This is a genomic window from Streptococcus oralis, assembly GCF_016028255.1.
Classification (GTDB): Bacteria; Bacillota; Bacilli; order Lactobacillales; family Streptococcaceae; genus Streptococcus; species Streptococcus oralis_AC.
On the sequence record NZ_CP065707.1, the window covers coordinates 802,890 to 825,145 of the forward strand.

General features: G+C 43.2%; 25 protein-coding genes and 1 riboswitch. Of the genes, 19 read left to right on the plus strand and 6 right to left on the minus strand.

What is annotated here, in order from left to right:
- The first annotated feature begins 2 nt into the window (after positions 1-2).
- The 4 genes from I6G42_RS03995 to I6G42_RS04010 all read left to right on the plus strand — a co-directional run bounded on the left by I6G42_RS03995 (position 3) and on the right by I6G42_RS04010 (position 5,698).
- On the plus strand, positions 3-2,339 hold the full coding sequence (locus I6G42_RS03995) for an endonuclease MutS2 (RefSeq protein WP_038804098.1): 2,337 nt from the start codon (positions 3-5) through the stop codon (positions 2,337-2,339).
- A 168-nt stretch (positions 2,340-2,507) separates the two neighbouring features.
- Positions 2,508-2,596, plus strand: a riboswitch (glycine riboswitch).
- A 90-nt stretch (positions 2,597-2,686) separates the two neighbouring features.
- Entirely contained in the window at positions 2,687-4,009 is a 1,323-nt protein-coding gene (locus I6G42_RS04000) for an alanine/glycine:cation symporter family protein (protein WP_038804097.1), read from the plus strand.
- Positions 4,010-4,139: 130 nt separating this feature from the next.
- On the plus strand, positions 4,140-4,688 hold the full coding sequence (locus tag I6G42_RS04005) for a carboxymuconolactone decarboxylase family protein (protein WP_000206774.1): 549 nt from the start codon (positions 4,140-4,142) through the stop codon (positions 4,686-4,688).
- Positions 4,689-4,798: 110 nt separating this feature from the next.
- Positions 4,799-5,698, plus strand: coding sequence for a TDT family transporter (locus tag I6G42_RS04010; protein WP_038804096.1), 900 nt, complete (start codon positions 4,799-4,801; stop codon positions 5,696-5,698).
- A 25-nt stretch (positions 5,699-5,723) separates the two neighbouring features.
- On the opposite strand, the gene serS is transcribed toward I6G42_RS04010, so the two are convergent.
- The 3 genes from serS to I6G42_RS04025 all read right to left on the minus strand — a co-directional run bounded on the left by serS (position 5,724) and on the right by I6G42_RS04025 (position 8,950).
- Positions 5,724-6,998: a serine--tRNA ligase gene (gene serS, locus I6G42_RS04015; RefSeq protein WP_038804095.1), complete on the minus strand. Its 1,275-nt coding sequence runs from the start codon at positions 6,996-6,998 to the stop codon at positions 5,724-5,726.
- Positions 6,999-7,211: 213 nt separating this feature from the next.
- Complete coding sequence (locus I6G42_RS04020) at positions 7,212-7,583, minus strand: DUF956 family protein (RefSeq protein WP_038804094.1); 372 nt, start codon at positions 7,581-7,583, stop codon at positions 7,212-7,214.
- Between the two features lie 2 nt (positions 7,584-7,585).
- Positions 7,586-8,950 (minus strand): aspartate kinase, encoded by a 1,365-nt coding sequence (locus I6G42_RS04025; protein WP_038804093.1) that lies wholly within the window; start codon positions 8,948-8,950, stop codon positions 7,586-7,588.
- A gap of 203 nt (positions 8,951-9,153) precedes the next feature.
- Here I6G42_RS04025 and I6G42_RS04030 point away from each other — a divergent pair, with 203 nt between their 5' ends.
- The 15 genes from I6G42_RS04030 (at position 9,154) to I6G42_RS04100 (ending at position 20,801) form a co-directional block, all read left to right on the plus strand.
- The gene (locus I6G42_RS04030; RefSeq protein WP_001015593.1) at positions 9,154-9,939 is read left to right on the plus strand and encodes an enoyl-CoA hydratase; all 786 of its coding nucleotides are present in this window, start codon (positions 9,154-9,156) and stop codon (positions 9,937-9,939) included.
- An 89-nt stretch (positions 9,940-10,028) separates the two neighbouring features.
- A complete protein-coding gene (locus tag I6G42_RS04035; RefSeq protein ID WP_000386342.1) occupies positions 10,029-10,463 on the plus strand; it encodes a MarR family winged helix-turn-helix transcriptional regulator in 435 nt (144 codons plus the stop codon).
- On the plus strand, positions 10,463-11,437 hold the full coding sequence (locus I6G42_RS04040; protein WP_038804092.1) for a beta-ketoacyl-ACP synthase III: 975 nt from the start codon (positions 10,463-10,465) through the stop codon (positions 11,435-11,437). The genes I6G42_RS04035 and I6G42_RS04040 overlap by 1 nt, the downstream gene beginning before the upstream one ends.
- Positions 11,438-11,494: 57 nt before the next feature.
- A complete protein-coding gene (locus I6G42_RS04045) occupies positions 11,495-11,719 on the plus strand; it encodes an acyl carrier protein (RefSeq protein WP_000257840.1) in 225 nt (74 codons plus the stop codon).
- Between the two features lie 117 nt (positions 11,720-11,836).
- Positions 11,837-12,811 carry an enoyl-[acyl-carrier-protein] reductase FabK gene (gene fabK, locus I6G42_RS04050; RefSeq protein WP_000857452.1) on the plus strand — a complete coding sequence of 325 codons (975 nt, stop codon included), beginning with the start codon at positions 11,837-11,839 and terminating at the stop codon, positions 12,809-12,811.
- Positions 12,804-13,724, plus strand: a complete 921-nt coding sequence (gene fabD, locus I6G42_RS04055; protein WP_038804089.1) for an ACP S-malonyltransferase — start codon at positions 12,804-12,806, stop codon at positions 13,722-13,724. Before fabK ends, fabD begins: the two co-directional genes overlap by 8 nt.
- Before the next feature lie 43 nt (positions 13,725-13,767).
- On the plus strand, positions 13,768-14,499 hold the full coding sequence (gene fabG, locus I6G42_RS04060; RefSeq protein ID WP_038804088.1) for a 3-oxoacyl-[acyl-carrier-protein] reductase: 732 nt from the start codon (positions 13,768-13,770) through the stop codon (positions 14,497-14,499).
- Positions 14,500-14,528: 29 nt separating this feature from the next.
- Entirely contained in the window at positions 14,529-15,764 is a 1,236-nt protein-coding gene (fabF, locus tag I6G42_RS04065) for a beta-ketoacyl-ACP synthase II (protein ID WP_038804087.1), read from the plus strand.
- A 2-nt stretch (positions 15,765-15,766) separates the two neighbouring features.
- The gene (accB, locus tag I6G42_RS04070) at positions 15,767-16,255 is read left to right on the plus strand and encodes an acetyl-CoA carboxylase biotin carboxyl carrier protein (RefSeq protein ID WP_038804086.1); all 489 of its coding nucleotides are present in this window, start codon (positions 15,767-15,769) and stop codon (positions 16,253-16,255) included.
- Complete coding sequence (gene fabZ / locus I6G42_RS04075) at positions 16,252-16,674, plus strand: 3-hydroxyacyl-ACP dehydratase FabZ (RefSeq protein WP_000565515.1); 423 nt, start codon at positions 16,252-16,254, stop codon at positions 16,672-16,674. The genes accB and fabZ overlap by 4 nt, the downstream gene beginning before the upstream one ends.
- Before the next feature lie 11 nt (positions 16,675-16,685).
- Entirely contained in the window at positions 16,686-18,053 is a 1,368-nt protein-coding gene (gene accC, locus I6G42_RS04080) for an acetyl-CoA carboxylase biotin carboxylase subunit (RefSeq protein WP_000488665.1), read from the plus strand.
- A 35-nt stretch (positions 18,054-18,088) separates the two neighbouring features.
- Positions 18,089-18,955, plus strand: a complete 867-nt coding sequence (gene accD / locus I6G42_RS04085) for an acetyl-CoA carboxylase, carboxyltransferase subunit beta (protein WP_001173379.1) — start codon at positions 18,089-18,091, stop codon at positions 18,953-18,955.
- A complete protein-coding gene (locus I6G42_RS04090) occupies positions 18,952-19,719 on the plus strand; it encodes an acetyl-CoA carboxylase carboxyl transferase subunit alpha (protein WP_038804085.1) in 768 nt (255 codons plus the stop codon). The genes accD and I6G42_RS04090 overlap by 4 nt, the downstream gene beginning before the upstream one ends.
- 155 nt (positions 19,720-19,874) lie before the next feature.
- Entirely contained in the window at positions 19,875-20,057 is a 183-nt protein-coding gene (locus tag I6G42_RS04095; protein WP_038804084.1) for a hypothetical protein, read from the plus strand.
- Positions 20,058-20,075: 18 nt separating this feature from the next.
- Entirely contained in the window at positions 20,076-20,801 is a 726-nt protein-coding gene (locus I6G42_RS04100; protein WP_038804083.1) for a CPBP family intramembrane glutamic endopeptidase, read from the plus strand.
- Positions 20,802-20,850: 49 nt separating this feature from the next.
- Here the strand turns inward: I6G42_RS04100 and nusB are convergent, their stop codons facing one another.
- The 3 genes from nusB to efp are packed head-to-tail and all read right to left on the minus strand — an operon-like array spanning position 20,851 to position 22,237.
- The gene (nusB, locus tag I6G42_RS04105; protein WP_000203645.1) at positions 20,851-21,273 is read right to left on the minus strand and encodes a transcription antitermination factor NusB; all 423 of its coding nucleotides are present in this window, start codon (positions 21,271-21,273) and stop codon (positions 20,851-20,853) included.
- The gene (locus I6G42_RS04110; RefSeq protein WP_000510583.1) at positions 21,266-21,655 is read right to left on the minus strand and encodes an Asp23/Gls24 family envelope stress response protein; all 390 of its coding nucleotides are present in this window, start codon (positions 21,653-21,655) and stop codon (positions 21,266-21,268) included. Before I6G42_RS04110 ends, nusB begins: the two co-directional genes overlap by 8 nt.
- Positions 21,656-21,676: 21 nt before the next feature.
- Positions 21,677-22,237, minus strand: coding sequence for an elongation factor P (efp, locus tag I6G42_RS04115; RefSeq protein ID WP_038804082.1), 561 nt, complete (start codon positions 22,235-22,237; stop codon positions 21,677-21,679).
- Positions 22,238-22,256: the final 19 nt, after the last annotated feature.

Sequence of the window (22,256 nt, forward strand, 5' to 3'; positions counted from 1 at the left end):
ATATGAATACAAAAATACTAGAAACATTAGAATTTAATAAAATCAAAGCCTTGTTTGAACCTCATATCCTGACAGAACAGGGATTAGAGGAGCTAAAAGGTTTGGCTCCGACTACCAAGGAGGATAAAATCAAACAGGCTTTTGCTGAGATGGAGGAAATGCAAGCCTTATTTGTGGAGCAGCCTCACTTTACCATCCTAGCGACACGTGAGATTTCAGCGGTTTGTAAGCGTCTGGAGATGGGGGCGGACCTCAATATCGAGGAGTTCCTGCTCCTCAAACGGGTCTTGCTTGCTAGCAGAGAGTTACAAAGTTTTTATGCCAATCTAGAAAACGTACGCTTGGAACAGTTGGTGAGGTGGTTTGAAAAACTCCATGATTTCCCACACTTGCAAGGAAGTCTCCAAGCCCTAAATGACGCAGGTTTTATCGAAAATTTCGCCAGCGAAGAACTAGCACGCATCCGTCGGAAAATCCATGATAGTGAGAGCCAAGTCCGAGATGTCTTACAAGACTTGCTCAAGCAAAAAGCTCAGATGTTGACGGAAGGGATTATCGCTAGTAGAAATGGCCGTCAGGTCTTACCTGTCAAGAATACCTACCGCAACAAGATTGCAGGTGTTGTCCACGACATCTCTGCCAGCGGAAATACCGTCTATATCGAACCCCGTGAGGTCGTGAAACTAAGCGAAGAAATCGCTAGTCTGCGAGCTGATGAACGATATGAGATGATTCGCATCCTGCAGGAACTATCGGAACGGGTTCGTCCTCATGCTGCAGAAATCGCTAATGACGCTTGGATTATCGGGCACCTAGATCTGATTCGTGCCAAAGTACGCTTTATCCAAGAAAGACAAGCAGTTGTTCCTCAACTTTCAGAGGATCAAGAGATTCAACTCCTTCATGTTCGCCATCCTTTGGTTAAAAATGCTGTCGCAAATGACGTACACTTTGGCAAGGAATTAACGGCCATTGTCATTACAGGTCCCAATACAGGTGGGAAGACCATCATGCTCAAAACCCTGGGTTTGACTCAACTCATGGCCCAGTCAGGCTTGCCCATTCTAGCTGATAGGGGGAGCCGTGTCGGTATTTTCGAGGAAATCTTCGCGGATATTGGGGATGAGCAGTCTATCGAACAAAGCTTATCTACCTTCTCCAGTCACATGACCAATATCGTAGATATTCTTGGCAAAGTCAATCAGCACTCGCTCTTGTTGCTAGATGAGCTTGGGGCAGGTACCGATCCGCAGGAAGGAGCAGCCCTTGCTATGGCTATTCTGGAGGATCTTCGTCTGCGTCAGGTCAAGACTATGGCGACGACCCACTATCCAGAGCTCAAGGCCTATGGTATTGAGACAGCCTTTGTGCAAAATGCCAGCATGGAATTTGATACAGCTAGTCTGCGTCCGACTTATCGCTTTATGCAGGGAGTTCCTGGTCGAAGTAATGCCTTTGAAATTGCCAAACGCCTGGGCTTGTCAGATGTCATCGTGGGTGATGCCAGTCAGCAGGCCAATCAAGATAATGATGTCAACCGTATCATTGAGCAACTGGAAGAGCAAACGATTGAAAGTCGCAAACGCTTGGACAATATCCGTGAGGTCGAGCAAGAAAACCTCAAGATGAACCGAGCACTCAAAAAACTTTACAATGAGCTCAATCGGGAAAAGGAAACTGAGCTCAACAAGGCGCGTGAACAGGCTGCTGAGATTGTGGAACTCGCTCTAAGTGAGAGTGACCAGATTCTCAAGAATCTTCACAGCAAGTCTCAACTCAAACCTCATGAAATCATTGAAGCCAAGGCTGACCTGAAAAAACTGGCTCCTGAAAAAGTCGACTTATCTAAAAACAAGGTCCTTCAAAAAGCCAAGAAAAAACGAGCTCCAAAGGTTGGAGATGATATCGTGGTTCTCAGTTATGGTCAGCGTGGTACCCTGACCAATCAGCTTAAGGACGGCCGTTGGGAAGCCCAAGTCGGTTTGATCAAGATGACCTTGGAAGAGAAAGAATTTGACCTTGTTCAGGCTCAGCAAGAAGCCCCAGTCAAGAAAAAACAAGTCAATGTCGTCAAACGTGCTTCTGGTCGTGGTCCGCAAGCGAGACTGGATCTCCGAGGCAAACGGTACGAAGAGGCTATGAATGAGCTGGACGCCTTTATCGACCAAGCCCTGCTCAATAACATGGCGCAAGTCGACATCATCCATGGTATCGGAACAGGAGTCATCCGTGAGGGCGTCACCAAATACCTGCAAAGAAACAAGCATGTCAAGAGTTTCGGCTATGCTCCACAAAATGCTGGAGGCAGTGGCGCCACCATTGTGACCTTTAGAGGATAGAGAGAAGAAGGAGTCAATCTTTCTGAAAAAAAGAAATGAAAACTAAAAATTTTCATAGAAAACATTGACAAAGGCTAACTTTTCTTGTAGAATAATAAAAAATAAAATACCAACACCGAATGAAGTTTAATAGAAATGGAGAAAGGTTTGTTTTCCATGACTGTAAATGGACGGAACTCTGGAGAGACCGTAAAGGCACCGAAGGGGCAAGGCAGGCAACTGCTCAAACTCTCAGGTAAAAGGACAGAGCTAAGATAGACCGCTTTTTGGCATTTATCTAAGCATTCCAGAGTACATGTATCCTGCATGTGCTCTTTCTTTTGGGGTTGAAAAGATAGGAGAAGGATATGTTAGAATTGCTAAAAGCGCTTGATGCTTTCGTTTGGGGGCCTCCCCTCTTGATCTTATTGGTCGGAACAGGTATCTATTTGACCATCCGACTAGGCCTTTTACAAGTGGCACGTCTTCCAAAGGCCTTTCAGTTGATCTTTACCAAGGATAAGGGGCATGGCGATGTGTCGAGCTTTGCCGCTTTATGTACGGCTCTAGCCGCCACCGTTGGTACGGGAAACATCATCGGGGTCGCGACAGCCATCAAGGTTGGTGGGCCAGGCGCTCTCTTTTGGATGTGGATGGCAGCCTTTTTTGGGATGGCGACCAAATATGCCGAAGGCTTGCTGGCTATCAAATACCGTAGCAAGGATGCAAACGGCGCTGTAGCTGGAGGGCCCATGCACTACATCCTTTTGGGGATGGGAGAAAAGTGGCGCCCCCTTGCTATCTTCTTTGCCCTAGCGGGTGTATTGGTAGCCCTTCTAGGGATTGGTACCTTCACCCAAGTCAATTCGATTACAGAATCTATCCAAAATACAGCTCAAATTGATCCAGCTATCACAGCTCTCGTTTTGTCTGTTTTTGTAGCGATTGCAGTCTTTGGTGGACTCAAATCTATTTCTAAGGTTTCGACAGCAGTTGTTCCATTTATGGCTATTGTCTATATTTTGGGAACTCTTACAGTTATTCTCTTTAATATTGAGAAAATCCCAGCCACACTTGCCCTCATCTTTACTTCAGCCTTTAGTCCAGCGGCTGCAGTAGGTGGTTTTGCAGGTGCCAGCATTCGGATGGCTATCCAAAATGGTGTGGCGCGAGGAGTCTTCTCTAACGAATCTGGCCTAGGATCAGCTCCGATTGCAGCTGCTGCGGCTAAGACAAATGAACCAGTAGAGCAAGGCTTGATTTCCATGACAGGAACTTTTATTGACACCCTCATTATCTGTACTCTGACAGGTTTGACTATCTTAGTAACTGGGGCTTGGAGCGGTGATTTGAATGGAGTAGCCCTTACCCAGTCAGCCTTTTCAACAGTTTTTTCACATTTTGGTTCCGTTCTTTTGACCATATTTTTGGTTCTCTTTGCCTTTACGACAATTCTCGGCTGGAATTACTACGGAGAGCGCTGTTTCGAGTTTCTCTTTGGCGTTCGCTTTATCTGGCTCTATCGAGTGGTCTTTGTGTTCATGGTCTTGCTGGGAGGTTTTATCGAGTTGGACATGGTCTGGATTATTGCAGATATCGTCAATGCCTTGATGGCTCTACCGAACTTGATTGCCCTTTTGGTCTTGTCGCCAGTAGTTGTTGCTGAGACTAAGAAGTATTTTAAGAACTAATCCAATCACACTTTTAGTGTGATTTTTTCATTTCATAAACATTTCCTATCATGGCAATTGAAAATATATATTATCCAAAGAAGAAATTCTATGATAGACTAAATGACAATAAAATGAAAAGAGGTTTCTTATGACAACATTTACCATCCACACAGTAGAATCAGCACCAGCAGAAGTGAAAGAAGTTCTTGAAACAGTACAAAAAGATAATAATGGCTATATTCCCAACCTAATCGGTCTCTTGGCCAATGCCCCAACCGCGCTTGAAGCCTACCGAACTGTCGGAGCCATCAACCGTCGCAATAGTCTGACACCAGTGGAACGTGAAGTGGTGCAAATCACAGCTGCTGTAACCAATGGTTGTGCTTTCTGTGTCGCAGGTCACACAGCCTTTTCAATCAAACAAATCCAGATGAATGATGATCTTCTCCAAGCTCTCCGCAACCGTACTCCAATCGAGACAGACCCAAAACTAGATACTCTAGCTAAGTTTACCTTGGCGGTCATCAATACCAAAGGGCGTGTAGGAGATGAAGCCTTGGCTGAATTTTTGGAAGCTGGCTATACGCAACAAAATGCCTTGGATGTGGTTCTCGGTGTCAGTCTAGCAAGCCTCTGTAACTATGCCAACAACCTAGCCAATACGCCAATCAATCCAGAATTGCAACCCTATGCCTAGTTCGAATCATAAATAAAAAATGAAGGCTGATCTACCCAGTCTTCATTTTTCTATGCTATTTCAAAGACTTTTATGCTATACTGATAATAATATGATTAACGGAGGTTGCCATGAAAAAACTCCCCTTGGTATTTTCTGGTTGTTTGTTAGGTTTGGCAGGTGCAGGAAACTTGATTGCGGATACTTGGCCTGTTCTTTCGCACCTATTTAGTTTGACTGGATTGGTCTTATGGATTTTCTTTCTGATTCTTCATCTTTTTAATTGGGAAGAAACCAAGAAAGAATTGACCAAGCCCCCTCTTTTATCTGGTATAGCTACCTTTCCTATGGCGGGGATGATTTTATCGACCTATGTCTTTCGTTTGTTCCCTCATCTTCCTTTGATATCACAAGGGCTCTGGTGGTTTTCCTTTCTCTTGGACCTCGCTTTAATCACTTACTTTACCATTAAATTTGCCTGTCCAGGCAAGAGAGTCAATGCGACTCCTAGCTGGACGGTGCTCTATGTGGGGATAGCAGTAGCTGCCTTGACCTATCCTCTGGTAGGCATCGTTGAAATTGCCAATACGACCTTGAGTTTTGGTTTTGTCTTGACTTTCTATCTTTATCCCCTTATTTATAGGGATTTAAAGAAAACTCCACTCCCAGTAGCCTTGCTTGGACAGGAAGGAATCTATTGTGCTCCCTTTTCCCTACTCTTGGCCTCACTAGTTCGAGTTGGAGGGGCAAGCTTGCCAACATGGCTCTTAATCGTCATGATTTTGGCGTCTCAATCTTTCTTTTTCTTCGTTTTGACTCGCTTGCCTAATATTTTAAAACAAGGCTTTCAACCAGCCTTCTCAGCCCTCACCTTCCCAACCATTATCACAGCTACCTCGCTCAAGATGGCTCAGGGAATTTTGAAACTTCCATTTCTGGATTATCTGGTGTTTGCTGAAACGGTTATATGCCTCACTATTTTACTCTTTGTCTTGAGTGGTTATCTGATTTGGTTACGAAAAAAGGTCTAGCTATTATCTAGCTAGGCCTTATTTTTTATGGTTTGATAACTTCAGCTCCACCCATGTATGGACGAAGTGCTTCTGGAATAGTTACAGAACCATCTTCATTTTGGTAGTTTTCAAGAATAGCAGCCACCGTACGTCCAACTGCAAGTCCAGAACCGTTCAAGGTGTGAAGGAGTTTCACCTTGCCATCGGCTTCGTCACGGTAACGGATTTGAGCACGACGAGCTTGGAAATCTTCTGTGTTAGAGCAGCTAGAGATTTCACGGTAGGTATTTTGCGCCGGAATCCAAACTTCCAAGTCGTAAGTCTTAGCAGCTGAGAAGCCCATATCTCCAGTAGAGAGCGCAACCACATGGTATGGAAGGTTGAGTTTTTGAAGGATGTTTTCAGCGTTGGCTGTCATTTTTTCCAATTCTTCGTAAGATTCTTCTGGTTTGGCAAACTTGACCATTTCAACCTTGTGGAATTGGTGCAAACGAATCAAGCCACGTGTGTCACGACCAGCAGAACCCGCTTCAGAACGGAATGATGGGCTCATGGCAGTGAAGTAGATTGGCAGGTCTTTTCCGTCAAGGATTTCATCACGGTAGTAGTTTGTAAGAGGCACTTCAGCTGTAGGAATGAGGACATAATTAGTGTCTTTCAATTCAAAAGTATCTTCCTTGAATTTTGGATATTGACCAGTACCAAACATAGAATCATGGTTGACCATGTATGGTGTGATGACTTCAGTATAGCCCTCTTTTCCATGTTCATCCAACATGAAGTTGTAGATAGCACGTTCCAAACGAGCCCCAAGTCCTTTATAGAAGAGGAAGCGAGCGCCTGTTACTTTACCGCCACGTTCCCAGTCAAGGATACCCAGGTCTTCCCCAAGATCCCAGTGAGCTTTTGGTTCGAAGTCAAACTCGCGTGGAGTTCCCCAACGGCGAACTTCGACGTTGTCATCCTCATCAGCTCCAACAGGAACGCTGTCAGCTGGGATGTTTGGAAGAGTAGTGGTAAATTCTGTCAATTTAGCATCGATTTCTGCCAATTCAGCATCGAGAGATTTGACTTCAGCAGAGAGAGTTTGCATTGCAGCAATCTTGTCATCGGCATTTTCTTTGTTGCGCTTGGCTTGAGCAATCTCTGCAGAAACTGTGTTACGTTCTGCCTTGAGATTTTCAACCTTGACCAAGATGTCACGACGTTTAGCGTCGATTTCTTTCATTTCGTTAAGGATAGCAGCATCTACACCACGTGTAGCTAGTTTTTCAGCGACAGCATCAAAGTCTGTACGAATACGTTTGATATCTAACATAAGAACTCCTTTATGAAAAAAGCACACCTAACAAAGCGTTGGAGTGGCAGGGCCACGGTTCCATCCAACTTCACAGGTGTGCACTTGATTCTGTATTTAATTGTTGATAACGGTAGAATTTCACTTATCTCCCCTATCTGCTCGCAGCACCCGCAGACTTTCTGAAAGAAGAGGATAACCTACTTATCCGTTGCTATGATTATACTAAAGTTTCTACTTTTTTGCAAATAGATTTTTAAGTTTTTGTCCAATGGTCTGGAGTAGAGTCGGAAGTTTCACAACCTTTTCGTTTCCTAATTTTTCCCGAGCGATTTTGAGGATAGCTCCAGAGTCTTTTGAAGCGAAAAGGAATTTTCCTTGATCGGTGAAGACTTCAAAGTGACGGCTGATCTTGCGACCACTTACATTAGCTCCTATTTGCTGAATGCTGGACCAGGGAATCTGGATATATTGTTCGACATTGACATCGGGATAAAACTCCAAGGCTTGGTCCCCGACTAGAAATTTTCCAACTTTTCCAGAGATAGAGAGGTAAGATGTTCCAGTGGTTTGGAGGTCAATGACTTTATTGAGAGATTGGGCCATGATTAGTCTTCCTTACTTTCATCGAAAAAGGCATGGTAGAGAGCCTTGATAGCAGCCTTTTCTTGGTCTTTATTGACAACAAACATGATGGAAACTTCACTTGAACCTTGGGACATCATCTGGATGTTGATTTTATTCTCAGACAAAGCACGTGTTGCAGTAGCAGTTACCCCGATGTGACTCTTCATTTTTTCTCCGACAATCATAATGATGGAAAGGTCATGTTCGATTTCGGCATGGTCCACTTCAGCCTTTTGAACCAACTGACGAAGGATTTCTTCTTCCTTGATAGGAGTTAGTTCGCGAGAACGGAGAATGATTGAAAGATCATCGATACCAGTTGGCATGTGCTCCCAACCGATGTTAAGATCTTCAAGGATTTGCAGAACCTTACGTCCAAATCCAACTTCACGGTTCATGAGGTATTTCGACATGTTGATGCTGACAAAGCCAGAATCACCAGCGATTCCAACGACTGGGAATTTATCACTGCTATGCTTTAGAACGATACGAGTACCCGGATGGTCAGGGTTATTGGTATTTTTGATAACGAGAGGGATTTTTCCCCGGTAGGCAGGGAGCAGGGCTTCATCGTGAAGAACTGAGAAACCTGCATAAGCCAATTCCCGCATTTCACGGTAGGTCAACTCAGGGATTGAGTGTGGTTGGTGAATGATACCCGGATGGGCAGCAAAGATACCGTCTACGTCCGTAAAGTTTTCATAGAGATCAGCCTTAACACCTGCAGCGATGATGGAACCTGTTATATCGGATCCGCCACGGGAGAAGGTACAGATTTGATTTTCCTTAGTGACCCCAAAGAAACCAGGGATAACAAGGACTTCGTTGCTGTCAGCTAAGCCTTCAATCTTGTCATAGCTAGATGGAATGATGCGAGCATTCCCAGGTTCGCTTGTTACAACGATTCCAGCTTCTCTTGGATGAACATAACGTGCATCGATGCCGTTTTGGTTAAAGTAGGCTGCAATAAGTTTGGCGTTGTTATTCTCTCCAGCCGCTAGGAAGGTGTCATAGAGAAAGTCATTTTCCTCAATAGGAAGAGTCGCTAAGGCACGGATGCTTTTAGAAATTTTTTCTAGAACGGATGGTTTTAAGCCTAGTTCGCTCACCATAGCCGCATAGCGATCGATAATCCAGTTTTGGCTCTTGCTGATATCATTTCCCGCTACATAGTCACGATAGTATTTGATCAAGGCATCTGTAACCTTGGTATCTTCAGAATTGCGTTTACCCGGTGCAGAAACGACTACAAAACGGCGTTCTTTATCGCTTTTAACGATGTTTAAAACTTTTTCTAACTGACTAGCAGAGGCAAGAGAGCTTCCGCCAAATTTTACAACCTTCATAGGGACTCCTCAAGTAAGTATTTTATACGATTATAGCAGAAAGAGGGGCTTTTTTCAATGAAGAAAATACTAGGGCCTTTAGGATAAAGTGAGCGTTTTTTATCAGCTGAGACACTTTCCTTTAGTTTTTCCTTGCCTCTTTATCTAAAAAAAGGTATACTTTGACAATGAAATAATTTTATCACCTTATAAAAGGAGAAGCTATGAATCATATCTTATATCAGATCGTAGATGATCTTGCTATCATCACTTTGAATCGTCCCGAAGTGGCAAACGGTTTCCATATCCCAATGTGTGAGGAAATTTTAGAAGCTTTGACTCTAGCAGAGCAGGATCAAACTGTTCAGTTTATCTTGATTAACGCTAATGGGAAGGTCTTTTCAGTTGGGGGAGATCTGGTTGAGATGAAACGTGCAGTGGATGAAGATGATATCCCATCTTTGAATAAGATTGCAGAATTAGTCAATACAATTTCTTTTAAAATCAAGCAAATTCCTAAACCTGTTTTGATGGAGGTAGATGGAGCGGTTGCTGGTGCTGCAGCTAATATGGCAGTGGCAGTCGATTTTTGTTTGGCGACTGACAAGGCAAAATTCATCCAAGCCTTTGTTGGAGTTGGATTGGCGCCAGATGCTGGTGGAATCCATCTCTTGAGTCGTAGTATCGGGGTAACACGGGCTGCGCAACTTGCCATGACAGGAGAAGCTTTGACTGCGGAAAAAGCACTGGAATGGGGCGTGGTATACCGTGTCTGCGAAGCTGATAAATTAGAAAAAACTAGAGAACAAGTTCTGAAGAAATTAAGACGAGGCTCAGCAAACTCATACGCAGCCATTAAAAAGTTGGTTTGGGAAAGCCAATTTAAGGATTGGCAGAATTATGCTGAATTAGAATTGAAACTGCAAGAATCGTTGTCTTTGACTGAAGATTTTAAAGAAGGAGTCCGAGCTCATTCTGAAAGAAGACGGCCAAAATTTTCAGGAAAATAAAAAAATACTTGCACAATTCTTTGAAGTTTGATATACTTTTTGTGTCAAATGTTTTGATTTCGAAAGTTTTTTGAGAAGGAGGGAATACTTTGGACTACCAACAAGTGAATGAGTATTTAACATCTATTTTTAATAATGTCCTTGTGATTGAGGAGGTTAGCTTACGAGGTAGTCGTTTCAAAGACATCTCCATCAAAGAAATGCACACGATTGATGTGATTGGCAAGTTCCCGGAGGCAACACCAAGTAAGGTTTCAAAAGAACTGATGGTAACTCTTGGGACAGTGACGACCAGCTTGAATAATCTCGAAAGAAAAGGTTATGTTGAGCGCATTCGTTCTGATCAGGATCGTCGTGTGGTCTATCTGCATTTGACAAAGAAAGGTCGTTTGGTTCACCGCCTTCATAAACGTTTCCACAAGGCCATGGTCGAAAAAATTATCGATGGTATGAGTTCTGAAGAAATAGAAGTGATGGGCAGGGGCTTGACTAACCTTTATCAATTTTTGGAGGATTTGAAATAATGGCTTTTGCAAAAATAAGCCAGGTTGCTCATTATGTTCCAGAGCAAGTGGTCACTAATCAGGACTTGGCTCAAATTATGGATACAAGCGATGAGTGGATTTCAAGTCGGACAGGAATTAAACAGAGACATATTTCAAAAACGGAGTCAACGAGTGATTTGGCGACAAAAGTTGCTAAGAGTTTGCTGGCTAAAGGGAGCTTAACAGCGGATCAGATTGATTTTATCATTGTAGCGACGATTACTCCTGATTCGATGATGCCTTCTACGGCAGCTCGGGTTCAGGCAAATATCGGAGCGCATAGAGCTTTCGCCTTTGATTTGACAGCAGCTTGCAGTGGCTTTGTATTCGCTCTCTCAACTGCAGAAAAGTTTTTAAGTTCTGGACAGTTCAAAAAAGGGATTGTTATCGGGGCTGAGACCTTATCCAAGACAGTTGATTGGTCAGATCGTTCGACAGCCGTTCTCTTTGGGGATGGTGCTGGTGGGGTTCTCTTGGAAGCGAGCGAAACACGGCACTTCCTTGTGGAAAGTCTCTATACAGATGGCTCTCGGAGCGAGTGTTTGACCTATGGTCAAACGGCTTTGGCTTCTCCTTTCTCAGATCAAGAAGCAGTTCCTGCTTTTTTGAAGATGGATGGACGAGCAGTTTTTGATTTTGCAAATCGAGATGTTGCTAGATCGATCAAAGAAACCATTGAAAATGGTCCAATCGCAGCATCGGAATTGGATTATCTCTTGCTTCATCAGGCAAATATCCGCATTTTGGATAAGATGGCTAAGAAGATCGGTGTAGATCGAGACAAGCTTCCTGCCAATATGATGGAGTATGGAAATACCAGTGCAGCAAGTATCCCGATTTTGCTCTCAGAGTGTGTGGAGAATGGCATGATTCGTTTAGATGGCAGCCAGAAGATTCTCCTATCAGGCTTCGGCGGAGGTTTGACATGGGGCACACTCATTCTTACAATCTAGGTAATCATGTGGTAAACACATAGTTATAAATTTTTTATATTTTAAAGGAGTCCTATCATGGCAGTATTTGAAAAAGTACAAGAAATTATCGTTGAAGAACTTGGGAAAGACGCATCAGAAGTAACACTTGAATCTACTTTTGATGATTTGGATGCAGATTCATTGGACTTGTTCCAAGTAATCTCTGAAATCGAAGATGCTTTCGATATCCAAATCGAAGCAGAAGATAACTTGAAAACAGTTGGTGACTTGGTTGCCTACGTTGAAGAGCAAACAAAATAATTAACATATTACTAGAAGGAGTAGGGGAGACCCGCTCCCTCTTGTTTAGGTAATAGTTTGAGACTCAAATGATAAACTCATCGAACTATTACGTAAGCAAGGAATGATGGAGGCACTATGAAAACACGTATTACAGAATTATTGAACATTGATTATCCTATTTTTCAAGGAGGAATGGCCTGGGTTGCGGATGGTGACTTGGCTGGTGCAGTATCAAAAGCTGGTGGTCTAGGGATCATCGGTGGTGGGAATGCACCTAAAGAGGTCGTAAAGGCTAATATCGATAAAATCAAATCACTTACGGACAAACCTTTTGGTGTCAACATCATGCTTTTGTCCCCTTTTGTAGAAGACATCGTTGATCTCGTGATTGAAGAAGGGGTCAAGGTGGTTACAACTGGTGCAGGAAACCCAAGTAAATACATGACTCGTTTCCATGATGCAGGAATTACAGTTATTCCTGTTGTTCCAAGTGTTGCTCTGGCAAAACGTATGGAAAAAATTGGTGCAGATGCAGTTATTGCAGAAGGAATGGAAGCCGGTGGACATATTGGTAAATTAACAACTATGACCTTGGTTCGTCAGGTTGCTGCGGCTGTTTCGATTCCAGTTATCGCAGCTGGAGGAATTGCGGACGGTGAAGGTGTTGCTGCAGGCTTTATGCTTGGTGCTGAGGCCGTTCAAGTTGGTACACGTTTCGTAGTAGCTAAGGAATCTAACGCCCATCCAAAATACAAGGAAAAAATCTTAAAAGCGCGTGATATCGATACGACTATTTCAGCTCAACACTTTGGACATGCTGTTCGTGCCATTAAAAATCAGTTGACACGTGACTTTGAGCAGGCTGAAAAAGATGCCTTTAAACAAGAAAATCCAGATTTAGAAATCTTTGAACAAATGGGAGCTGGTGCGCTTGCTAAAGCCGTTGTTCATGGAGATGTAGAAGGTGGATCTGTCATGGCAGGTCAGATCGCTGGTTTGGTATCTAAAGAGGAAACTGTCGAAGAAATCCTAAAAGATCTATACTATGGCGCAGCCAAAAAAATTCAAGAAGAAGCCTCTCGTTGGGCAGGAGTTGTAAGAAATGACTAAAACAGCCTTTCTATTTGCGGGTCAAGGTGCTCAGTATCTAGGGATGGGACGTGATCTCTATGATAGCTACCCTATCGTCAAGGAAACAATTGACCAAGCCAGTCAGGTTTTGGGTTATGACCTTCGTGACTTGATTGATAAGGAAGAAACTAAGTTAAACCAGACTCGCTATACGCAGCCAGCTATTTTAGCGACTTCGGTTGCTATTTACCGACTATTGAAAGAAAAGAGCTACCAGCCAGATATGGTAGCAGGATTGTCCCTCGGAGAATATTCTGCTCTTGTAGCAAGTGGTGCCTTGGACTTTGAGGATGCAGTTGCCTTAGTTGCTAAGCGTGGTGCTTATATGGAAGAGGCTGCACCTGCAGGTTCTGGAAAGATGGTTGCAGTCCTTAATACTCCAGTTGAAGTGATTGAGGAAGCTTGTGAAGCAGCCTCTAAAGTTGGAGTAGTGACTCCAGCTAACTACAATACCCCAAGCCAAATCGTTATCGGTGGTGAGGCGGCTGCGGTTGACCGCGCGGTTCAACTCTTGCAAGAAGCAGGAGCAAAACGATTGATTCCTTTAAATGTATCTGGTCCTTTCCATACAGCCCTTCTTGAGCCAGCCAGTCAGCAACTAGCTGGAGCTCTTGAGGGAGTGAGTTTCTCTGATTTTACTTGCCCACTAGTTGGCAATACGGAAGCTGCTGTTATGGAAAAAGATCGAATCAAAGAGCTCTTGACGCGTCAGGTGAAGGAACCTGTTCGTTTCTATGAGAGTATCGCAGTGATGCAGAATGCTGGCGTGACCAATTTTATTGAAATTGGTCCTGGGAAAGTCCTATCAGGCTTTGTCAAAAAAATCGATAAAACAGCTAAGCTAGCTAACGTTGAAGACCAAGCAAGTTTGGATGCTTTGCTGGGAAACTAGTAATCCCTTCTCCCACAAATACAACAGGAAACAGGAGAACAGAATGCAACTAAAAAATAAAAATATCTTTGTCACAGGTTCAAGTCGGGGTATCGGGCTTGCCATTGCTCACAAATTTGCCCAACTAGGCGCTAATGTAGTCTTGAATAGTCGCGGAGCAATCTCAGAAGAATTGCTAGCTGAGTTTTCAAACTACGGTGTCAAAGTGGTACCGATCTCGGGTGATGTTTCAGACTTTGCAGATGCGAAACGTATGGTAGATCAAGCAATCGCAGAACTTGGTTCGGTTGATGTCTTGGTAAATAATGCTGGCATTACCCAGGATACGCTCATGCTCAAGATGACCGAAGAAGACTTTGAAAAAGTGCTTAAGATCAATTTGACAGGTGCCTTTAACATGACGCAAGTAGTCTTGAAACAGATGATCAAGGCGCGTGAAGGTGCGATTATCAATATGTCGAGTGTGGTCGGTTTGATGGGAAATATCGGTCAAGCAAACTATGCAGCTTCTAAAGCAGGTTTGATTGGTTTTACCAAGTCAGTAGCACGTGAAGTTGCCAATCGCAATGTGCGTGTAAATGCTCTTGCGCCCGGAATGATCGAGTCAGATATGACTGCCGTTTTGTCTGATAAGGTCAAGGAAGCAACACTTGCGCAAATCCCTATGAAACAGTTTGGTCAGGCGGACCATATCGCGGATGCCACTGTCTTCTTAGCTGGACAAGATTATTTGACTGGACAAGTTCTCGCTGTTGATGGCGGACTTAGTATGTAAAAAAATAAGGAAAGATATAGGTAAGACAGATGAAACTAAATCGAGTTGTAGTAACAGGTTACGGATTGACCTCTCCTATCGGAAATACTCCAGAAGAATTTTGGAACAGTTTGCAAACTGGGAAGATTGGAATTGGAGAAATCACTAAATTTGACCACAGCGAATTTGCTGTGCACAATGCGGCAGAAGTTCAAGATTTCCCATTTGATAAATACTTTGTCAAAAAAGATACCAACCGTTTTGACAACTATTCTTTGTATGCCTTGTATGCAGCTCAAGAAGCGGTGACAAATGCCAATCTTGATGTAGAAGCAATCGATAAAGATCGCTTTGGTGTTATCGTGGCTTCTGGTATTGGGGGAATTAAAGAAATCGAAGATCAGGTTATTCGTCTTCATGAAAAAGGTCCAAAACGCGTTAAACCAATGACACTTCCAAAAGCCTTGCCAAATATGGCTTCAGGAAATGTTGCCATGCGTTTCGGAGCAAACGGTATCTGTAAATCAATCAATACAGCCTGTGCCTCATCAAACGATGCCATCGGAGATGCCTTCCGTTCCATCAAGTTTGGTTTCCAAGATGTCATGCTAGTTGGTGGCTCAGAATCATCAATCACTCCATTTGCTATCGCTGGTTTCCAAGCGTTGACTGCCCTATCAACTACAGAAGATCCAACTCGTGCTTCTATTCCATTTGACAAAGACCGTAATGGTTTTGTGATGGGAGAAGGTTCTGGTATGTTGGTGCTTGAAAGCCTTGAACATGCTGAAAAACGTGGTGCAACTATCTTAGCTGAAGTAGTTGGTTATGGTAATACCTGTGATGCTTACCACATGACTTCACCTCATCCAGAAGGTCAAGGTGCCATCAAGGCAATTAAATTGGCTTTGGAAGAGGCAGAGATTTCTCCAGAGCAAGTGGCTTATGTCAATGCCCACGGAACTTCAACTCCTGCTAATGAAAAAGGAGAAAGTGGTGCGATCGTAGCTGTCCTTGGTAAAGAAGTACCTGTATCTTCAACCAAGTCCTTTACAGGACACTTGCTTGGTGCTGCAGGGGCAGTAGAAGCCATCGCTACAATTGAAGCCATGCGTCATAACTTCGTGCCAAAAACAGCTGGAACAAGTGAATTGTCAGACTATATCGAAGCGAATGTAGTTTATGGACAAGGCTTGGAGCAAGAAATCCCTTATGCTATTTCAAATACTTTTGGTTTTGGTGGACACAATGCGGTTCTTGCTTTTAAACGTTGGGAGAATAAATAATTATGAATTTAAATGAGATCAAGGACTTGATGGCTCAATTCGACCAATCAAGTTTGAGAGAATTTTCTTATAAAAACGGAGCGGACGAATTGCAGTTCAGTAAGAATGAAGCAAGAATGGCTTCTGAAGCTCCAGCTCAAGTTGTTCCAGCACCAACTGCAGTAGCGGCAAGTCCAGTAGTTTCTGCCCCTTCAACTCCAGTAGAGAGTTCTGTGGAAGAAGCTCCAGTACCAGCTGAAACGACGGTTGCTCCGGAGGGGGATGTCGTTGAGAGCCCACTTGTAGGGGTGGCTTACTTGGCTGCTGGACCAGATAAATCTGCCTTCGTCACAGTTGGAGACAGTGTTAAAAAAGGCCAGACTTTGGTGATCATCGAAGCCATGAAGGTCATGAATGAGATTCCTGCACCTAAGGATGGTGTGGTGACAGAAATTCTCGTTTCAAATGAAGAAATGGTTGAGTTCGGTAAAGGATTGGTACGTATCAAATGATCGATATTCAAGGAATCAAAGAAGCTCTACCCCATCGCTACCCCATGCTCCTAGTGGATCGTGTCTTGGAAGTGAGCGAGGATACCATTGTTGCCATTAAAAATGTGACCATCAACGAACCTTTCTTTAATGGTCATTTTCCTCAATACCCAGTCATGCCTGGTGTCCTTATCATGGAGGCCTTGGCCCAGACTGCTGGTGTCTTGGAATTGTCCAAACCTGAAAATAAAGGGAAACTGGTCTTCTATGCTGGCATGGACAAGGTTAAGTTCAAGAAGCAAGTTGTACCAGGTGACCAATTAGTCATGACGGCTACTTTTGTCAAACGTCGTGGTACGATTGCTGTGGTTGAAGCAAAGGCTGAAGTAGATGGTAAGCTTGCAGCGAGTGGTACTCTTACCTTTGCAATTGGAAACTAAGGAGGTTCTCCATGTTTCGTAAAATTTTGATTGCCAACCGTGGTGAGATTGCGGTTCGCATTATTCGAGCTGCGCGTGAATTGGGCATTGCAACCGTAGCAGTTTATTCAACTGCTGATAAGGAAGCCCTTCACACACTCCTAGCGGATGAAGCTATCTGTATCGGACCTGGTAAGGCGACAGAGTCTTATCTCAATATCAACGCTATTTTATCTGCTGCAGTCTTGACTGAAGCAGAAGCCATCCACCCAGGTTTTGGTTTTCTTAGCGAAAACTCCAAGTTTGCCACGATGTGTGATGAAGTGGGGATTAAGTTTATCGGCCCTTCTGGCGCTGTAATGGATACCATGGGAGATAAGATCAATGCGCGTGAGCAAATGATCAAGGCTGGGGTTCCAGTTATCCCAGGATCTGATGGTGAAGTTCACACGGCTGAAGAAGCCCTTGCAGTTGCAGAAAAAATTGGTTATCCAGTCATGCTAAAAGCATCGGCAGGTGGTGGTGGAAAAGGGATTCGTAAGGTTGAAAAGGCAGAAGACTTGGTCGCAGCCTTTGAAACAGCATCCAGTGAAGCTAAGGCCAATTTTGGAAATGGCGCAATGTATCTTGAGCGTGTGATTTATCCAGCTCGTCATATCGAAGTTCAGATCCTTGCGGATCAAGAGGGGCATGTTGTCCATCTAGGAGAACGGGACTGTTCACTCCAACGGAATAACCAAAAGGTCTTAGAAGAAAGTCCGTCCATTGCGATTGGCAAAACACTTCGTAATGAAATTGGTGCTGCGGCCGTTCGTGCAGCAGAGTCTGTAGGCTATGAAAATGCAGGGACGATTGAATTTCTTCTCGATGAAGCGAGTGGCAATTTCTACTTCATGGAAATGAATACTCGTGTGCAAGTGGAACACCCAGTCACAGAGTTTGTTTCAGGTGTTGATATCGTGAAGGAACAGATTCGCATTGCTGCCGGGCAACCTTTACCTTTCAAACAAGAAGATATCGTCCTACGAGGTCATGCTATCGAGTGCAGGATCAATGCGGAAAATCCAGCATTTAACTTTGCTCCAAGCCCAGGTAAAATTACCAATCTTTATCTACCAAGTGGTGGAGTTGGCTTGCGCGTGGACTCAGCAGTTTATCCAGGCTATACCATTCCTCCTTACTATGATAGTATGATTGCCAAAATCATTGTTCATGGGGAGAATCGTTTTGATGCCTTGATGAAGATGCAACGGGCACTTTATGAACTTGATATTGAAGGAGTGCAAACCAATGCAGACTTCCAGTTGGATCTGATTTCAGACCGCCGAGTTATCGCTGGTGACTACGATACTTCCTTCTTGATGGAAACTTTCTTGCCAAAATACCAAGAAAAAGAATAGACTTTCAAAGAGTATGAGAACTAAAAGGGGGAGTTATGGCTCTATTTAGTAAAAAGGATAAGTATATTCGGATCAATCCTAACCGTTCCGTAAGGCAGAAACCACAAGCCAAGCCTGAGGTTCCGGATGAACTCTTCTCCCAGTGTCCTGGTTGTAAACACACCATTTACCAAAAGGATCTTGGGAGCGAACGAATTTGTCCCCATTGTAGCTATACTTTCCGTATTTCAGCTCAGGAACGCTTGGATTTGACGATTGATTCTGGTAGTTTTGTGGAGATGTTTACAGGTATTGAAACTCAAGATCCATTAAACTTTCCTGGCTACCAGAAAAAACTAGCTACTATGCGTGAAAAGACAGGTTTGGATGAAGCAGTACTAACTGGTACAGCTAGCATCAAGGGGCAAAAAGTTGCCCTTGGGATCATGGATTCTAACTTTATCATGGCTTCTATGGGAACCGTTGTGGGTGAAAAAATCACGCGCTTGTTTGAGTATGCAACGGTAGAAAACTTGCCAGTCGTACTCTTCACAGCTTCTGGTGGAGCCCGTATGCAAGAAGGAATCATGAGCCTGATGCAGATGGCTAAAATTTCTGCGGCGGTTCAACGTCATTCCAAGGCAGGACTTTTTTACCTAACTATTTTAACCGATCCGACAACAGGTGGGGTGACTGCTTCTTTTGCTATGGAGGGTGATATTATCCTAGCGGAGCCACAGAGTTTGGTTGGTTTTGCAGGGCGTCGTGTTATCGAAAATACAGTTCGTGAGACCTTGCCGGATGACTTCCAAAAGGCAGAATTTCTACTTGAACATGGATTTGTTGATGCAATTGTTAAACGGAGAGAATTGCCTGAAACAATTGCTAAATTAGTAAGATTGCATGGAGGAAGTCGCGGATGAATATTGCAAAAATAGTCAGAGAGGCACGCGAGCAGAGTCGTTTGACTGCACTTGATTTTGCCAATGGAATCTTTGACGAGTTTATCGAATTGCATGGAGATCGCTCTTTCCGCGATGATGGTGCGGTCTTTGGTGGAATTGGCTGGTTAGGTGAACAAGCAGTAACTGTCGTTGGTATCCAAAAGGGGAAGAGTCTTCATGACAACCTCAAACGGAATTTCGGCCAACCACATCCAGAAGGCTATCGTAAGGCTCTTCGCCTGATGAAACAGGCAGAAAAGTTTGGTCGTCCAGTTGTGACCTTTATCAATACGGCGGGTGCTTACCCAGGTGTTGGAGCTGAGGAACGTGGACAAGGTGAAGCAATTGCTCGAAACCTGATGGAAATGAGTGACCTCAAGGTTCCAATCATCGCGATTATTATCGGCGAAGGAGGATCTGGAGGTGCATTAGCACTAGCCGTAGCTGACCGTGTCTGGATGTTAGAGAACTCAATCTATGCAGTACTTAGCCCTGAAGGCTTTGCCTCTATCCTTTGGAAGGATGGGAGTCGTGCCATGGAGGCGGCAGAGTTGATGAAGATCACATCCCACGAACTCCTAGAAATGAGAATCGTAGACAAGGTAATCTCAGAAGCAGGGCTGTCAAGTAAAGAACTGCTAGGTTTCGTTAAAAATGAATTGCGTGCAGAACTAGATAGGTTGCAAGAACTACCACTTGACCAACTTATCGAAGAACGTTACCAACGGTTTAGAAAATACTAAGAATGACTAAATGAGACTAGAAAGGTCTCATTTTTTATGGAAAAATGCAATTTAGGACGAAAAATTGATAGTTGAGGAGAAGACTAATAAAATAGATAAAAAAGAAGTATACTGTAGATGTGAGCCTACAACAATATTTTAAGAAGGTACTTAATATGACAGGTACAGAAACATTTACAGTTCTTTCAACTGAGGACTTAGAGCAAACTTCAGGTAGTGGCATGATTTGGTTGGTTGATGATAGACATTGGGATTCGCCATATGCATATAGTTTAGCGACAGAATGGAGTACAATACTGACTCATGCGACTAGACGTGCTTATGGTATTGGCTATTAATAAATTAAAGGTGTAAGTATGAAAAAACTAGGGCATTTGGGGGTCTTTATCTTACTGGTATTTCTATCGGTTTATCTACCAGAGTTAGGGATTATGCATCTAACTAAGTTTTTAGGATGGGGGATAGATGGCTATTCTATCTTTTTAACAGTTGAAGTAATAGCTCTCTTGCTAATATTTATCTACTGGCTCAAAAAGAAAGAGATGCTCTATATTTTTGAAAAAAAGAGTTCAAAGAAGTCAAGATTCTTTTACCTTGTAGTTGGTCTAGTGGCTACTTATTTTGATCGTCAATTGGTAGATGCTTTTCAGTTACAGTTTCATCATCTAATTGATAACAAGTATATCTTTCAAGATCTTCTTTCGATTCTATACTCCAATGGGCAACCAGCTTTTCTATCTACAGTTCTTAGTTTTATCTTAACAGTCGTTATTGGTCCTATTTTGGAAGAGACGCTTGATCGTGGGTATTTTATGAACACCTTCTTTCCTAAGTCAAAGTACTATTTAGATGTCATCTTATCAGGCCTTATCTTTGGGCTTAGTCATTTGATCCTATCTCACAGAGACCCAATTAGTTTATTATATTATAGTTTGATTGGTCTCTTTTTCGCTCTTGTCTATCGTTCTACAGACAATCTTCGATTGACCATCCTCTGCCATAGTTTTTTCAACTTTCTCAACCATGCAAAACCTATCTGGATTTTTATTTACAATTATATCTATTATTATTTTTTTAGATAGTAGGAAATAAAGAAAAAAGTGTTTGACAAATATCAAACACTTTTTCTATTCACTGTTCTTCTGTTACAAACTGGCTGAGCAGTCCATTGATAAAACGGGCAGACTTTTGATCTGAGAAGTTCTTTGCAAGCTCGATAGCTTCATTAACAGCAACTAGCTGAGGGGTGTCAAATGAAGTGATTTCAAAGACTCCCAAGCGAAGGAGGTTTCTTTCCACCAGAGTTAAGCGTTCAATGGTCCAACCTGCTTTTAAATGCTGTGTGATTTGCTTGTCTAGTTCTTCCTTTTTAGCCTGAACACCAGAAACTAGCTCTGTCAAAAAGGCTGGAAGTTGCACATCCGTATCTTCACGATCGTGTGTGTAGGCGAAACGACAAGCAGTTTCGACATCTGTACCGAACTCAAGGCTCATGAGAGCTTGAAAAGCGCATTTACGGAGCTCACGTCTAGATTCTAATAGTGGACTAGTCATTGAGGAAATCCTCATCAAACAAGTCTTTCAAGTCTGGTTTTGGTGTTTTATCTGGAACGATACCTGCAACGTGGATATTGATAGCAGCGAGTTCTACATCAGCCATATTGCGGACTGCATCTTTGACAGCTTTTTGGATAGCAACAGCTACCTTAGGAACTTTTACTCCGTACTCAAGGTAGAGGTAGATATCAGCTGTGAGTTCTTCGTCCACGTTTTTAAGATAAACACCGCGGCCGAGCGAAAGTTTTGAAAGGGTGTCAGATACTGATTTGTTTGAAAAAGAGTGTACACCCTCTACTTTTGCAGTAGCAATAGCAATGATTTTTTCAAGTACACGTGGGGCGATAACGATTTCGCCAAGTTGTTCTTCAATTCCCATAGAATGACCTCTTTCTAGAGATTAGGCACGAGAAACGTAAGTTCCTTCTGCAGTGTTGATAACGAGTTTTTGTCCTGCTTCGATGAAGTCTGGAACGTTTACGACAAGTCCAGTTTCCATCGTTGCTGGTTTACCAGAACCTGTAACAGTAGCACCTTTGATAGATGGTTGAGTTTCTGCAACTGTCAATTCAACAGTAGTTGGTACAGTTACACCGATTACTTCAGTTCCGTAGAATTGAATCTTCACTTCTGAGTTTTCAAGGATGTAAAGCAACTCGTTTTCAACGTTGACTACAGGGATTTCGTATTGGTCGTAAGTTTCAGTGTTCATGAAGTAGGCAGTTTCATCCATTTTGTACAAGTATTGAGCTGGGACAGTCTCGATGATAGCTTGTTCAAATTTTTCCTCTGGACGGTAGCTTGTGTCAAATGTAGAACCAGTACGGACATCACGCAATTTCATACGCATGATCGTGTTTCCTTTACCTGGTTTGTGGTGGCTAGCTTCCAAAACGCGGATCAATTTTCCGTCAGCTGTTTCAAAGGTCATACCAGCTTTTAATTTACTTGCTTCAATCATGTTTTTACCTCTTTAATAA